The organism is Sporobacter termitidis DSM 10068, from assembly GCF_900130065.1.
GTDB classification, from domain to species: Bacteria; Bacillota; Clostridia; order Oscillospirales; family Oscillospiraceae; genus Sporobacter; species Sporobacter termitidis.
Window position 1 is genome coordinate 639,588 of record NZ_FQXV01000001.1, and the last position, 15,363, is coordinate 654,950.

The following is a 15,363-nucleotide window of genomic DNA, read 5'->3' on the forward strand; positions in this document are numbered from 1 at the left end:
TTTATCCGTTCTATCGCAGGGAATCGGTTTCCCTGTCCCCTCCCGGAGTATTATCCCGCTTCTCTTTCGGCGGCTTCCGGTTCGTCCGGCATGGCGACGGCGGTGATGTCGGCGCCCATGGCGCGCAGCTTTTCGACCAGGTCCTCATAGCCGCGCTCGATATAGCTGACGCCTTCGACCTCCGTGGTGCCGTCGGCACCGAGGCCGGCGATGATCAGCGCCGCGCCGGCGCGCAGGTCGCTGGCCTTCACCGTGGCGCCCGTCAGGCGTTTGACGCCTTCGATGATGGCCGTCCGGCCGCTGACCTGGACCTGGCAGCCCATTTTCGCCAGCTCGTCGACATATTTAAACCGGTTGTCCCAAACGCCCTCGGTGATAATGCTCGTGCCTTCGGCTGTGCACAAGAGCGTGGAAATCTGGGGCTGCATATCTGTCGGGAAACCGGGATACGGCAGCGTCTTGACATTCGTCTTGTGGAGCGTGGCGGCCCGCCGCACGATAACGGCGTCCTCCAGGTCCTCGACCTCGACGCCCATCTCTCTGAGCTTGCCCGAAATGCACTCCAGATGCTTCGGAATGACGTTTTTAATGGTGACCTCGCCGCCTGCTCCGGCGACGGCGGCCATATAAGTGCCGGCCTCGATCTGATCGGGAATGATCGAATAAAAGCCGCCGGTGAGCTTTTTGACGCCTTTGATTTTAATGACGTTCGTACCGGCGCCGCGGATATCGGCGCCCATGGAGTTGAGAAAGTTTGCCAGGTCGACGATGTGCGGCTCCTTGGCGGCGTTTTCGATAATGGTCCTGCCCTCGGCCAGCGCCGCGCCCAGCATGATATTGATCGTCGCGCCGACGGAAACCACGTCCAGATAGATCGACGCGCCCATCAGGCGGCCCGTCGCCGTCTCGGCGTTCACGATGCCGTTTTTGACCTCCAGCGCCGCGCCCATGGCCGTAAAGCCCTTGATGTGCTGATCGATCGGCCGCACGCCGCCAAAATTGCAGCCGCCCGGCATGGCGACCTTCGCCACCCCGAAACGGCCCAGCAGCGCACCGATGAGATAATAAGAGGCGCGGATGCGGCGCATCATGTCAAACGTCGCCTCATGCGTTCTGATGCCCGTGCAGTCAATATCCATGGTGTGCCTGTTGACCGTTCTGATCTCGGCGCCCATTTGCTTGAGAATGTTGAGCAGCATCGAAACGTCGGAAATTTGCGGGATATTCTCAATACGGCAGACACCGTCCACCATCAGAGCAGCGGGGATAATCGCGACGGCGGCATTCTTCGCGCCGCTGATAGAAACTTCTCCGTACAGCGGATTTCCGCCGTTTATGACGTATTTTGTCAAAGGCTCACCCTCTTAAATGTTTATGTGTCGTTTACAGTATTACCCGATTATAAACATTTTTTTCGCCCAATAATCACTGTGCATAGAAATTTCAGTCATTTCCGGCTACTTGCGGAATGATTGACGAAATAAATATGCCCAATTATAAAGGAATCCAGTATTTGCAATCGTTTTTGGGTTTTTTTCGGAAACTGGCGTTTCGCCCAATTATACTATATGGAAGATTTTTTTGCAATACCGCATCAGCCCAAGAGTTTACAGCATATACGCCAATATCACACCCGTTTCTTTGGTTAAATTATGTCGGTTCTCCTATTTCCGCTGTGATCCTCCCTATTCTATGCTCGAATCGATTTTTCCGGTAACGGCATCCACAATGAAAATTCCCGTATCCGTGACGATGCGCCAGGCCGCCCGGAGACTGCCGTTGCCCGAGGAGGAGGCCGGGATATAGTAGCCCGGCTCGACGGCGCTGATTTTTGTGCAGGGGCGCTCCCCGCTTTTCACGGCGCTCAGAAAGCTGATCAGCGCCGCCGCCGGCGACGACATGTCCGCCTTATCCGCGGCCGGAACGACCGCCGCGGCATGCTGTCCGGTGATCTCGCCGAGATTCCCGTCCCTGAACGAGAATCTGACGCGGCAGTTGAAAACCGTCTGGCCGCCAAAGGCGCAGACGGCGGTGACCGTCTCGCTCCCCTGTTCTCCTTCGGCCGTCACGGCGGCGGCCGTATCGATATTCATGACCCTCAGCAGTTTTTTCGCGGTACCCGCCGCGTCGCCGCCCGCCGGATAGGCGCCGGAAGCAAACGTGAAGCTGAATTCGCCACCGCTCCAGAATACCGCCTTGCCCTTGTCTCCGGTATACGTGAAGATTTCGCCCTCGTCCACCCGCGCCGTCGCCCCGAGGAGCGCTTCCGCCAGCGTCCGCTCGTCTTCCAGGACACGGGTAACGGTGTACTCCTGCAGCGCGGCGCCCTCGCGGATGCCCTTCAGGTCGATTTCAACACCGCTCCCGGCAAACAGGTCGCCGATGCTTCTGAGCGTCTCCGTCTTTTCGGCCCGGTCGCTGTATATGCCCCAGAGAAAAAAGACCAGGAAAAAAACGTTGATGAGAACAAGCGCCCAGATGACGACATTTTTAATGTTTATCACTTTCACATTATCACCTCAGGAGCGCAGCGGCAGCTTCGGCCAGAACGGCGCCAGCCGGCCGCTCCCGTCGTCGTCATAGCCGAGCATAAAATCCCCGCCCGCGGCGGCGGCCGCCTGGACCTCCGGCAGCAGCACCGCCGGCTCGGTCGAAACGCTGTACGTCCTGAAGCGGAGCTCCATCTCGCTGATCCTGCCGTTCTTGACGGTAATGGATGCGGCGTACCCGTCCGGGCGCAGATAAACAGCACCCCCCGCAGCCACGTACCGGAAGAATATCCGGTAACCGCCGCCGGCCTGCTCCTGGGTGGAATCATAGTACACGGCAACGGTGTCGCTGCTGCCGCAGTAATCGGCGAGCGTGTCCGCAATCATATCGGCCGCCATATCGATGGCCTCGCTCTCCGTCGTCACCCGGTAAACCGGCGCCTCATCCTGCGCCGTCCAGCTGACCGTCCCGTCGTTTGAGAGATACATGATGAAATTGTTCCGCACATACACCTCGGTGTCGTCGACGGTATATGGCTTTGGAAGCTCGCTGACGCCCAGCGTCAGCAGCACCTTTGTCTTCGCCGCCGCGCTGCTCAGCGGGTTGGCGGCGTCCAGCGCCGGGTGCTCCGTAACGTCGGGCAGAAGCAGCGTATAGGGGGCCGCGCTGTCCTCGTTCTTTTCAAAGGCGAAAACCGCGCTGTTGGGGCTGAAGGCGCCCGTCTGGTCGGCGATGCTGCTGAGGACCGCCGTCTGGGCCATATAGAACTTGCCGGTGGCGTCGTCCTGAAAGTACAGATAATTCTTGCCGCCGCTGTCGATGACGCACAGGCGCCGCGCGGCAGCGCCCTCCAGGCCCGCCGCGACGTTGCTTATACCGAGCCAGTCGCCGAGAACGGACAGCCTGACGGGGGAAATATACTCGAAATACACGCCCAGAGACTTCAGCGCCGCGCGCCACGCCTGCGCGTCCGTCTCCTGCGGCGGCTGCGCGGAGCTGAGCGCCTCGAGGAAATACCTGGCGGTATTGACATAGAGGTTGTCCAGCTCGCTCAGGCTGTATTTGACCCCGTAATGCCCGCCGGCCCCGTCCGTGAGGGCGATGGCGACGGGCTTGCCCGGCTGGGCAGCCTGCTGCGCCGGCGCCGGGCTGCCGCCGGCGGTGCCGCCGGTTATCGACTGCCAAAGCGCCATAAAGCTGCCGGCATCCGCGGAGGTGTTGCCGAACAGCCGCGATTCCCACCCGAGAAAAACGGCGCTTAAAACGAGCAGCACGATAACGGCGTCCTTGACGAGCTCGATCAGTTTACGCCTGTTCACGGTTCGGTCCCTCAACAGGCAGCACGACCGTGACGGTCGTGCCATGGCCCACGGCGCTCTCAATCAGGATATCGCCGCCGTGACGCAAAACGATCTCCCTGGCGATCGACAGTCCCAGTCCCGTGCCGCCCGATTCTCTCGACCGGGCCTTGTCCACCCGGTAGAACCGGTCGAAGATACGGGAAAGGTCCTCCTCGGGGATGCCGATGCCGGTATCCTTGATCTTGACCCAGACCCTGCCGCCGGTCCGGCCGCCCGTGATATCGATGGCGCCGCCGTCTGGCGTATATTTTACCGCGTTTGACAGGATATTGAGGAGCACCTGCTCGATCCGCGCCCTGTCGCCGAAAATTTCCGGGAAGTCTTTTTCGAGGCTGATCCCGATCCGGTGGCCGTGCTTTTGAGCCTCCAGCGCAATCGCCTGGCTGACGTCGTGCACGGAGGTCTCCAGCGAAAACTGCTCGATTGCCAGCTTCGTATTGCCCGCGTCAAAGCGGGACAGCTCCAGCAGGTCCTGGACGATCTTCGTCATCCGCTCGCTCTCGCCCAGTATGACATGCAGGAAATCGTCTTCCATCTGCTTGGGGATGTCGTTGTTTTCAGTGAGCGTTTCGGCGTAGCTGCGGATGCTTGTCAGGGGCGTGCGCAGCTCGTGGGAGACGTTGGCCACAAACTCGCGCCGGAGCGCCTCCGATTTCTTGATCTCCTCCAGAGTCATCTGCAGCTGGGAGGCCATGTTATTGAAGGTATCCGCCAGGATGCCGATCTCGTCGTCGGACTCCACGTCCAGCTTCCTTGAAAAATCGCCCTCGGCGATGGCTTCCGCCGCCTTTGTCATGCCGATGATCGGCTGCAGCAGCGTTTTGGACAGGATAAAGCTCAGCGCCACCGATATGGCAAACCCCACGGCGACGGCCTCGAAAATGCGCGTGACCAGCTCCCCGCTCAGGTCGCGGACCGTCTGCTTGTTGTCCCGGATATAGACGATATACGCCACCGCGCCGCTTTGATCCAGGACGGGCACGGCCACGTCCATATACGAGCCGTTGGAGGTGCCGGTAAAAACCCGGTCGCCGTTCAGCGCCTTTAATATATTGGGGGTGATTTCGATCTGCGCGTTCGCGTCGGCGGCCTTGTCCGCGTCCGTCGTGAACAGCACCTTCCCCGCGTCGTTGAGAATGTAAAAGTTCCGCGTCCCGGTGTCGACGCCCAGCTTGCCGGCGTGGCCCGACACCACGTCCTTCAGCTGGCCGACAGGGTCCGGATCGTCCAGCGCCTTTTCAAGGTCCGAGTACGTATGCTCGTCCGTAAATTCGGCGCGCATCTGCTCAAAAAACTGTTCCGTATAAAACCGTTGGACACCCTGGATCAAAAACACGCAGACGACCGTCATCAAAAACAGGATGAGGAGCAGCATGACGACCACGAATTTCCAGCGCAGGCTCTTGCTCAATGAAACGACTCCCCTCTGTCTTTCCGCTTCCGGCGGAAGGCTTTACGCTTCGTAGTAATAGCCGATGCCGCGCTTCGTCATAATGTGCTCGGGCTTTGCGGAATCGTGCTCGATCTTCTCCCGGAGCCGCCGGACGGCCACGTCCACGGCCCGGAGGTCGCCCAGATAGTCGTACTGCCACACCTCGCGCAGCAGCTCTTCCCTGGAAAAAACCTTGCCCGGCTGCGTCCAGAGAAATTTGAACAGCTCAAATTCCCGCTGGGTCAAATCGGCGCTCCTGCCGCCCACGTAAACGTCGTACCGCTCCAGGTCCACGACGATGCCGTCGGCCCGGATATCCTCCGGCGGGGCGGCATGGCTCGTCCGGCGGATGTTCGCCTTGACGCGCGCCAGGACCTCCCGGATCGAAAACGGCTTTGTGATATAGTCGTCGGCGCCGATTTCCAGGCCCAGCACCTTGTCCGTCTCCGCCTCGCGGGCCGTCAGCATGATGATCGGCGTCAGATAATCCGTCGCGCGGATCTTCGTGCAGACGTCAAAGCCGCTCAGGACCGGCAGCATCACGTCCAGAAGGATCAGGTCCGGCGATGCGTCGCCGTATATTTTAAGCGCTTTTTCGCCGTCGTAAGCCGCCAGCACGTCATAGCCCTCTTTTTTCAGGTTAAAGCTCAGAATATCGACGATATTCTTCTCATCGTCCACAATGAGGATCGTCTTGCTCAAACGGGCTGCCCTCCTTACCGATTCCGCTCCAGATACTTCTCCGCCTTGAGTATGCCGATGATCGTTTTGGCGTCCCGTATATCGCCGGACATGATCTGTCCGGCAAGCGCCGGCAGCGGGACGGCCTCGACGGTGAGAAACTCGTTCTCGTCCGGATGCGCCTGGCCCGGGATCAGGTCCATGGCCAGATAGATATGGAGTATCTCCATGGAAAAGCCGGGAGAGGTATAGACCGGGCCGAGATAGACGAGCTTTCCCGCCGTGTATCCCGTCTCCTCAGACAGCTCCCGCACGGCGCAGTCCCGGTGGTCCTCGCAGTATTCCAGCTTGCCGGCGGGGATCTCCAAAAGCTCTTCCCCCATCGGGTAACGGTACTGCCGCACCATCAGCACGTCCCCCGCCGCTGTCACCGGCACGATGGCCACGCCGCCCGGGTGCTCGACGACCTCCCGCGGGACCAGCGCGCCGTTATGCAGCTCCGCGACATCGTTCCTGACATTGACGATTCTGCCTTTATATACCGTATTTGTTGATACCTGTTTTTCAAAAAACTCCATGCTTTGACCTCGCTTGGGCAAAATATCCGCACATTCCGTGCTTTTTCGATCATTATATACCAAGCCCGACGAAAATGGTAGTCCGATTTCTTGACAGTTTTTCGTTAAATTAACTTTCCTATTTGCAAATCTTATATGCTGTGTGTATAATAGATGCTCATTGAACTCTTTTCCAAATTGCTTTGCCTGTCATCCTGAGCGCAGCGAAGAATCTTGGCGAAAGATTCACGGCCTCAGAATGACATAATGAAGGTGTAATTATATGAAAGATATCAGAAACGTGGCCATCATCGCCCACGTCGACCACGGCAAGACGACCCTCGTCGACGAGATGCTCAAGCAGTCCGGCGTGTTCCGTGAAAATCAGGCTGTCGTAGAGCGCGTGATGGACTCCAACGACCTCGAGCGCGAGCGCGGCATCACCATTCTCGCCAAAAACACCGCCGTTGTCTACGGCGATACGAAGATAAACATCGTGGACACGCCGGGCCACGCCGATTTCGGCGGCGAGGTCGAGCGCATCCTTAAAATGGTCAACGGCGTCATCCTCCTGGTGGACGCCGCCGAGGGGCCGATGCCCCAGACGCGCTTCGTCCTCCAGCGGGCGCTGGAGCTGAAGCACCGCGTCATCGTCGTCGTCAACAAGATCGACCGCCCGGACGCCAGGATCACCGAGGTGGTGGATGAGATTCTCGAGCTGCTCATTGATCTCGACGCCACCGAGGAGCAGCTGGACTCCCCCATGCTCTTCTGCTCGTCGCGGCTGGGCATCGCCTCCTACTCCCCCGAGCAGGAGGGCACCGACCTCAAGCCGCTGTTCGAAACTATTCTGGGCTACATCCCGGCGCCCGAGAGGGACACGGCCTCGCCGCTGCAGATGCTCGTTTCCTCGGTGGACTACAACGAGTACGTGGGGCGCATCGCCATCGGGCGCATCGAGCGCGGCGTCATCAAACAGAACCAGGAGATCGCCGTGTGCGACTATCACGGGGAAAAGCCGGTGAAAAAAGCCAAGGCCGTCACCATCTACGAATTTGACGGTCTCAATAAAACGCCGGTCACCGAGTCCTCCGCCGGCAGCATCATCGCGCTGTCCGGCATCGGCGACATCACCATCGGCGACACGATCTGCGACCCGCTGAACGTGGAGCCGCTGCCGTTTGTAAAAATCTCCGCCCCGACGATGGAAATGACCTTCGCCGTCAACGACAGCCCCTTCGCCGGCCGGGAGGGCAAATTCGTCACGACGCGCAACATCCGGGACAGGCTCTTTAAAGAGACACTGAAGGACGTTTCGCTGCGCGTGGCCGAGGTGCCCAACTCCGACAGCTTCAACGTGGCCGGGCGGGGCGAGATGCACCTGTCCATCCTCATCGAGACGATGCGGCGCGAGGGGTACGAGTTTCAGGTCTCGCCGCCCCGCGTGCTCTTCAAGGAGCTCGACGGCGTCCTCTGCGAGCCGATCGAGCGCGTCGTCATCGACGTGCCGGAAAACAGCGTCGGCGCGGTGATCGAAAAAATGGGCTCCCGCCGTGGAGACCTTCTGGAAATGGTGCCGGTGGGCAACCGGATGAAGCTGCAGTTCCTCGTCCCGTCCCGGGGCCTGTTCGGTTACAGGAACGAGTTTTTGACCGACACCCGCGGCGAGGGCATCATGGGCTCGGTCTTCGAGAAATACGAGCCGTTCCGGGGTGAGCTCAGCCGGCGCAACACCGGCTCCCTCGTGGCCTTTGAGACGGGCGAGGCTGTCACCTACGGGCTTTACGGCGCGCAGGAGCGCGGCGTGCTCTTTATCGGCCCCGGCACGCCTGTTTACGGCGGCATGGTCGTCGGCGTCACGCAGAAGTCGGAGGATATCTCGGTCAACGTCTGCAAGAAAAAGCAGCTCACCAACATGCGCGCCTCCGGCAGCGACGACGCGCTCCGTCTTGTCACTCCGAAGGTCATGAGCCTGGAGCAGTGCCTGGAGTTCATGGCCGACGACGAGCTTCTGGAGGTCACGCCGCAGAACCTGCGCCTTCGGAAGAGCATCCTCGACCACGGACTCAGGATGCGTGCCCTGAAGACCGGAAAGGTGTAAGTTCCAGCAATAATGCGGCGAAAGCCCCGCTCCCCGTCCTCATGCCTCCCTCGGACGAGGGAGGTGGCGCGCAGCGCCGGAAGGAGTGATACGCCGCACTGCGATGGCGGCCGTATCTCTGTTTTCTTCCGCGGCGCCGACAGGAGTCCCTCCTTCAGTCGCCGGCGGGCGACAGCTCCCTCGTCTGAGGGAGCCGGGGATGGATATAGTTTTCCGGTTGACAGCGGGACGGAACAGTGTTATCTTGACCTTAAAACATATTAAAAGCCATGACGAAGACGGACGTATGAAAAAAGGCGCAGAGAGAAGGGGCCTCCGGCTGAAAGCCCTTTTGTCACTCTTTTATACGTCGACCACTTCCGAGCCGCCCGCCGAACCCAGAGTAGGCCGGGCCGTGACCGCACGTTACAGCGGGGACGAGCGACGGCATGCGTAACAAAAGTTACGGGCCGTATGCAGGGTGGAACCGTGCGACAATGTCCGCACCCCTGATTTGGGGGCGCGGACTTTTTATTTTGCAAGGAGGAGCAGGAAATGCCCGAAGACAAGAAATATACGTTTGAAAACGAAGAATACCGCAGGACTTACTGGCACACCTGCGCGCACATTCTCGCGCAGGCGGTGAAGCGCCTGTATCCCGAGACAAAGCTCGCCATCGGCCCGGCGATCGACACCGGCTTCTACTACGATTTTGATTCGGAGGTCTCTTTTACGCCGGAGATACTGGCGAAAATCGAGGCCGAAATGAGCAAAATCTGCAAGGAAAACCTGAAGCTCGAGCGCTTTGAGCTGCCCCGCGCGGAAGCGCTCGCGCTGATGAAGGCGGAGCCGTATAAAACGGAGCTCATTAACGATCTGCCGGAGGACGCGGCCCTCTCCTTTTACAGGCAGGGCGAGTTCACCGACCTGTGCGCCGGGCCCCATCTCGATTCGACGGGGCGGGTCAAGGCCAACGCCGTCAGGCTGACCGCCTGCACCGGCGCCTACTGGCGCGGCGACGCCAAGCGCAAGATGCTCCAGCGCGTGTACGGCACCGCCTATCCCAAAAAGGAGGAGCTGGACGCCTATCTCGCATCCGTCGAGGAGGCCAAAAAACGCGACCACAACAAGATCGGCCGCGAGCTGGGCTATTTTACGACGGTGGACGTGATCGGCCAGGGTCTGCCGATCCTTTTGCCCAACGGCGCCCGCGTCATCCAGCTCCTCAGCCGCTTTGTAGAGGATGAGGAGCAGCGGCGCGGCTACCAGCTGACCAAGACGCCCTATATGGCAAAGCGCGAGCTGTATAAAATCTCCGGTCACTGGGACCACTATCTGGACGGCATGTTCGTCCTGGGCGACCCCAATGACGAGACGAAGGAATGCTTTGCCCTCCGCCCCATGACGTGCCCCTTCCAATACCAGGTGTTCCTGAACGAAATGCGCTCCTACCGCGACCTGCCCATGCGGCTGGGCGAGACCTCCACGCTGTTCCGCAACGAGGACTCCGGCGAGATGCACGGGCTTATCCGGGTGCGGCAGTTCACCATTTCCGAGGGGCATCTCATCCTGCGGCCGGACCAGCTGGAGGAGGAGTTCCGCGGCTGCCTGGAGCTTGCCAAGTTCATGCTGGAAACCCTGGGCCTGGACGGCGACTGCTCCTACCGCTTCAGCCAGTGGGACCCGAACAACACCGCCAAATACGAGGGCACGGCCGAGCAGTGGAACGAGGCCCAGGGCCTCATGGGCAAAATCCTCGACCATCTGGGCATCGACTATAAGATCGGCATCGACGAGGCGGCCTTCTACGGCCCGAAGCTCGACATCCAGACTAAAAACGTGCACGGCAAGGAAGACACCCTCATCACCATCCAGATCGACATGCTGCTGGCCGAAAAGTTCGGCATGGAGTATGTGGACGCGGACGGCACGAAGAAAAGGCCGTACATCATCCACCGCACCTCCATCGGCTGCTATGAGCGGACGCTGGCCCTGCTCCTTGAAAAGTACGCCGGCGCCCTGCCCACGTGGCTGATGCCGGAGCAGGTCCGCGTCCTGCCGATCACCGACCGCACCGCCGCTTACGCCGACGATATCGCCGCCCGGCTGCGGGAATTGGGCTTCAGGGCCGAAACCGACAAGCGCAGCGAAAAAATCGGCTATAAGATCCGCGAGGCGCAGGGCAGCAAAATCCCGTATATGCTGGTCGTGGGCGACAAGGAAGCGGAGAACGGCCAGGTCTCGGTCCGCCACCGCGCCGAGGGCGACCTGGGCGCAATGGCACTGGACGATTTTATCACAACGCTCCGAACCGTCGTCGACGGCAAGCTGATCAAATAACGCAAGGGGACGGCTCAGCCGTCCCCTTATGATTTACAGCCCCGTTGCCAGGCCGTCGATCTTCCACGTTCCGTCGGGGTCCTTGACCACGTCGACAAAGCGATGGTTCACCCCGCTTTCCCACGCCGTATTCGGCGAGGGCGTGATATCGAACTCGACCTCAAACCAGATTGTCGGGACGCCCTCGGGGACGTCCGTCGCGTGAAACTCGTAAGGTGGGAAGAGCGCGGCGATATACGGCGGCAGGTAGCCCTTCATTGAAACCAGCTCGACGGATTCGATACCCCAGTGTTCCTTGAGGGTCTGCTCTTCCGGATAGTCCTCTTGGCGCTGGGCGGACGTCAGCTTCCAGGCCGCGTCATAGTCTTTCTTTTCAAGCGCGGCAAAATAATCCTTGATCAACTGCTCCACCTGCTTTTGGTCGTCAAACGTAGCGGTGAACTGGGGCGGCAGAGACGGCGCCGCCATACCCTGAGACGCGCCGGTGCCGGATGTCTCGGGCGGGGCTGCTTCCGATGGTCCCGCGCTTTGGGACGGGCTTGCGGCGGCCTGCGGCGGATTTGCGGCTTGACAGCCGCCGAGCATCAGGGCCCCAAGGAGCGCGACGATAAACAGGAGCCGTTTCATCTGGCGTCACATCCTTTCTCGATTCGGTATTTTCAATTATAGCATATTAATGTTCCACAGACGTGCGCGGGCCTCCCCCGCTCTTGCCGTTGCCCCGCTGTTTCTGATACAATATGCTTCGGTGATATCATGACCAATACAAATGATCTCTGCAATATCTGCCCCCGGCGCTGCGGCGAGGCGCGGGGTGGGACCTCCGGCGCCGGCGTCTGCGGCATGGGGCGGGACCCCGTCGTGGCGCGGGCCATGCTACATCAGTGGGAGGAGCCGTGCGTCAGCGGCGAAAATGGCTCTGGCACCGTGTTTTTCTCCGGCTGCGCGTTAAACTGCGTCTACTGCCAAAACAGCGATATCAGCCTCAAACGGTTCGGCAAGCCGGTGACAGTCGCGCGGCTGCGGGAAATTTACGGAGAGCTGATTGCCCAGGGCGCGCACAATATCAATCTTGTAAACCCGACGCATTTTTCAGACTGTATTCTTGCGTCCTTGGAGGGCGGACTGCCTGTCCCCGTGGTCTGGAACTCGGGCGGCTACGAGCGCGTGGAAACGCTGCGGCGGCTCGAGGGCAAAATCCAAATCTATCTTCCGGACATGAAGTACGCGCTGAGGCCGCCCGCCGGGCAGTACTCCAGTGCCGCCGATTACCCCGAAACGGCGCGGCGGGCCATCCTGGAGATGTTCCGCCAGACGGGGCCCTACCTCATAAACGACGACGGCCTGTTGACGTGCGGCGTAATCATCCGGCACCTCATATTGCCGGAAAACCTTGAAAACACGCGCCGCGTCATCGACTGGGTATCGGAGACGTTTAAGCCCGGCGACGTGCTGTTTTCCCTGATGAGCCAGTATACCCCCTGCGGGGCGCTTGATGATTTTCCCGAGCTCCGGCGGCGGCTGACACAGGAGGAATACGACGAGGCCGTCGGCTATCTCGAAGCGTCGGGTATCGAGGACGGATTTTTCCAGGAACTGTCCTCGGCGAAAGAGGAATATATCCCCGAGTTCGATCTCCGCGGGGTTTAACTTCCCACCCACCCGACCAATAGAGGTATAGGGGGCTGCCGCCCCCTATGACCCCTTGATGGGGCTCCGCCCCATGCCCTTTCGGGGCTTTGCCCCGGACCCCATTGGACCTGGCCCCTGCTTAAGGCCACGCCATGTAAGGGCGATTCACGAATCGCCCGCCGTCCCGACAACGTAGGGCGCGGCTTTCCAGACGCGCCTCTCTTGTCGGCGCGGCACAGCGCAAAAGGGGCGGGGATGAACGCCCCGCCCTCGAACCGATATTGATTTCCCCGCCTTTTGGCGTGAAGGCATCCCGCATCCCCGCACAAAATGCTGTGGGGTGCCGCCCCATACCTTTAAATACTACGGCAGGAGCGTGACGATGGACACCTCGAACGCGGTGCGCTCGGTGGCGGCGCCGTTTTCGTTTTTTATGTATTTCCGGCTCTGTATTCGTCCTTCCAGCGAGATCGTATCGCCGACGGCGAGCTCCGCCGCGCCCTCGGCCAGTCTGCCCCAGGCGATGCACGGCAGGTAATCTGACCGGCCGTACCGCCTGTTGACGGCGAGCATGATATCGCATATCTGGCGGCCCATCGGCGTTTTCCTGAGATTCGGCTTTTTGCAGATGGCGCCAGTCAGGCGGACGAGGTTTTTATCCTCATCGTCCGTAAAATAAAGCTCCTTGGCAAAAACGCTGATGACCAGCCGGCTGCCGTCTCCGCGCTTGTTGTTGAAGGAACGCAGCTCGCCCGTCACGGCGATATGCTGGCTGTCCTCTATCTCAAGCTTTTCAAGCATCTCCTGGCGGACAATGATGTTGACCGTGTCGACAAATCCCGACAGGCGCTCTATATCAAGAGGGAACGAAAAATAACTCTCGCTGCCTCCCATGTGCGAAAACCTGGGTTTATCGGCAATCGAACCGCATAACTCGACAACATTGTTCATCCCTTCCAAGACTGCCACCCCTCACCTGTAAACCTCTTATCTGTGGACAGTATATGTCCTCATATTCCCCATTAGACTAACCGTTTGTATCCGAGATTTTCAGGCCGAGGATCAAAAGAGCGCCGGCGACCGTTAAAAGGCAGTCCGGACGCATGCCGCCCATGATCTTGATTTCCTGCCGTTCCAGCATATCGCCGCCCGCCGTCAGGAACTCGCGCTGGATCGCCAGCACGCAGGAGGTCTCGCTGATCGAGGAGAGCGTGATCGTGTTTTTCGGCGACATTCCGTAGGTGACGATACAGCGGGCGTCAAAGGCCGACGCATCGCCGTCGCCCGGCATCAGCAGGATGCCGCACTGGATGCGCTCCGCCGGGCCGCAGGACGGCGCCGCGTCCTCGCCCAGCACCAGAATGTCCGGCTGACTGCCGGAGAGCGCGGCGCAGGACGGAACCTGCGCGATGAGCAGGTCGCCCGGATTCCCGCCGTACCGCCTGATCCCGGCCGTAATTTTGCCGGCAATGTCGTCGCAGCCCGCGTCGATAACCGCTATTTCCGTCATGATTCTACCTCCCTTTGTCCGTTCAGCCTTCCTTGAAGAAGCGGCGCCCGACGAGCGTCATCACCCAGATGCCCGGTATGGAAAGCCCGACCCATAAGAGCGAAAAAAGCAGGCAGATCTGTCCGAAAAGATTGGCCCAGCTGTTGGCGTAGCTCCACACGTTCCACCCAAGGACGATGTTGACGACGATACCGGTCACAAATTCGACGGTGGTGATGACGGCGCCGCCCATGATCCATTTTTTCCACAGCGCCTCCCTGCTCTTCGTGGCGATGAGGTAAAGAAAAATGGCGCAGACGCCGCCGGCGAGCATCATCGTCCAATGCGTCCGCCCCCTGAAGGCCAGCTCCAGCGCACCGTAGACGAGGCCGCCGCTTTTAAAAATTCCGGCATATTTCAGTGTTTTGATCATATGGAGTTTAAGTAAGGTCATGGACGATCTACCGGCCTTTCGCTGGGTTTTTCCAACACGCTTAGAATATCCTGTTTGGCACCGATTATGCCGGCATCCGGCAAATTGGGCGGCGGTTATTTATACGCCAATATAGCTATTGACAAAATGACGGCGGCCTGATAAAATGACGTGGTCAAAATAAAGCAGTACGGCATCCCCGTTCTCACCCGGCCGCATTCGGCGCGCCGCGGTCAACATTGAGACTTCCCGGCCAAAGGGCCGGATAATGTTGTCTTGTGCGCGGGTGCTTGTGCATCCGCGTTTTGTATTTTCGGGTTATTTTAGCAGGAGGTGCTTAATTATCAGCAATACGGCTTATCAAATTAACGAGGAGATCCGTGACAAAGAGATCCGCCTGATCGGTGAGGACGGCGCGCAGCTGGGCATCATGTCGCCCGCGGACGCGTTCAAAATCGCCGTGGAGCAAGAGCTTGACCTGGTGAAGATCTCGCCCGCGTCCAACCCGCCCGTCTGCAAGATCATGGATTACGGAAAGTATCGTTTCGAGCAGTCGAAACGGGAGAAGGAAGCGCGCAAGAACCAGCATATCGTCGAGGTCAAGGAGATCCGCATGTCACCCGGCATCGGTTTAAACGACTTCAATACGAAGCTGAAGAACGGGCAGAAATTCCTGCAGGAAGGCGACCGGTTAAAAGTCACGGTCCGATTCCGCGGCAGAGAGATGGCTCACACCAATATCGGTGAGGAGCTTTTAAAGAAGTTTGCCGAGGAATGCTCCGAGTTGGCCACCGTTGATAAAAACCCGAAACTTGAGGGGCGTTTCATGACGATGTTCCTGTCCCCAAAAGCAAAATAATATTATGAC

Annotated in this window: 14 protein-coding genes; 4 read left to right on the forward strand and 10 right to left on the reverse strand. The window is 59.5% G+C overall.

The window, feature by feature from the left end; translation table 11 throughout:
• Positions 1-50: 50 nt before the first annotated feature.
• The 6 genes from BUB60_RS03000 to BUB60_RS03025 form a co-directional block, all read right to left on the reverse strand.
• A complete protein-coding gene (locus tag BUB60_RS03000) occupies positions 51-1,352 on the reverse strand; it encodes a UDP-N-acetylglucosamine 1-carboxyvinyltransferase (protein ID WP_073076128.1) in 1,302 nt (433 codons plus the stop codon).
• Positions 1,353-1,685: 333 nt separating this feature from the next.
• Complete coding sequence (locus BUB60_RS03005) at positions 1,686-2,504, reverse strand: hypothetical protein (RefSeq protein WP_143162243.1); 819 nt, start codon at positions 2,502-2,504, stop codon at positions 1,686-1,688.
• Positions 2,505-2,519: 15 nt separating this feature from the next.
• Positions 2,520-3,809: a hypothetical protein gene (locus BUB60_RS03010; RefSeq protein ID WP_073076130.1), complete on the reverse strand. Its 1,290-nt coding sequence runs from the start codon at positions 3,807-3,809 to the stop codon at positions 2,520-2,522.
• A complete protein-coding gene (locus BUB60_RS03015) occupies positions 3,796-5,262 on the reverse strand; it encodes an ATP-binding protein (protein WP_073076131.1) in 1,467 nt (488 codons plus the stop codon). Before BUB60_RS03015 ends, BUB60_RS03010 begins: the two co-directional genes overlap by 14 nt.
• Positions 5,263-5,304: 42 nt before the next feature.
• The gene (locus BUB60_RS03020; RefSeq protein WP_073076132.1) at positions 5,305-5,985 is read right to left on the reverse strand and encodes a response regulator; all 681 of its coding nucleotides are present in this window, start codon (positions 5,983-5,985) and stop codon (positions 5,305-5,307) included.
• A gap of 14 nt (positions 5,986-5,999) precedes the next feature.
• The gene (locus tag BUB60_RS03025) at positions 6,000-6,542 is read right to left on the reverse strand and encodes an NUDIX hydrolase (protein WP_073076133.1); all 543 of its coding nucleotides are present in this window, start codon (positions 6,540-6,542) and stop codon (positions 6,000-6,002) included.
• Positions 6,543-6,804: 262 nt separating this feature from the next.
• On the opposite strand from BUB60_RS03025, the gene typA reads away from it, so the two are divergent.
• Both typA and thrS read left to right on the forward strand, forming a co-directional pair.
• A complete protein-coding gene (gene typA / locus BUB60_RS03030) occupies positions 6,805-8,622 on the forward strand; it encodes a translational GTPase TypA (RefSeq protein ID WP_073076134.1) in 1,818 nt (605 codons plus the stop codon).
• A gap of 534 nt (positions 8,623-9,156) precedes the next feature.
• Positions 9,157-10,941 carry a threonine--tRNA ligase gene (gene thrS, locus BUB60_RS03035; protein WP_073076135.1) on the forward strand — a complete coding sequence of 595 codons (1,785 nt, stop codon included), beginning with the start codon at positions 9,157-9,159 and terminating at the stop codon, positions 10,939-10,941.
• Between the two features lie 33 nt (positions 10,942-10,974).
• On the opposite strand, the gene BUB60_RS03040 is transcribed toward thrS, so the two are convergent.
• Positions 10,975-11,568, reverse strand: coding sequence for a DUF4829 domain-containing protein (locus BUB60_RS03040; protein WP_073076136.1), 594 nt, complete (start codon positions 11,566-11,568; stop codon positions 10,975-10,977).
• 129 nt (positions 11,569-11,697) lie between these two features.
• Between BUB60_RS03040 and BUB60_RS03045 the strand changes: the two genes are divergently transcribed.
• Entirely contained in the window at positions 11,698-12,591 is an 894-nt protein-coding gene (locus tag BUB60_RS03045) for a radical SAM protein (RefSeq protein ID WP_073076137.1), read from the forward strand.
• Between the two features lie 345 nt (positions 12,592-12,936).
• Here the strand turns inward: BUB60_RS03045 and BUB60_RS03050 are convergent, their stop codons facing one another.
• The 3 genes from BUB60_RS03050 to BUB60_RS03060 form a co-directional block, all read right to left on the reverse strand.
• Positions 12,937-13,524 carry a single-stranded DNA-binding protein gene (locus BUB60_RS03050; protein WP_073076138.1) on the reverse strand — a complete coding sequence of 196 codons (588 nt, stop codon included), beginning with the start codon at positions 13,522-13,524 and terminating at the stop codon, positions 12,937-12,939.
• 76 nt (positions 13,525-13,600) lie between these two features.
• On the reverse strand, positions 13,601-14,083 hold the full coding sequence (locus tag BUB60_RS03055; RefSeq protein ID WP_073076139.1) for a hypothetical protein: 483 nt from the start codon (positions 14,081-14,083) through the stop codon (positions 13,601-13,603).
• Between the two features lie 22 nt (positions 14,084-14,105).
• Positions 14,106-14,516, reverse strand: coding sequence for a putative ABC transporter permease (locus BUB60_RS03060; protein ID WP_084726199.1), 411 nt, complete (start codon positions 14,514-14,516; stop codon positions 14,106-14,108).
• Between the two features lie 271 nt (positions 14,517-14,787).
• Here BUB60_RS03060 and infC point away from each other — a divergent pair, with 271 nt between their 5' ends.
• Positions 14,788-15,354, forward strand: coding sequence for a translation initiation factor IF-3 (gene infC / locus BUB60_RS03065; protein WP_423242339.1), 567 nt, complete (start codon positions 14,788-14,790; stop codon positions 15,352-15,354).
• Positions 15,355-15,363 lie beyond the last annotated feature (9 nt).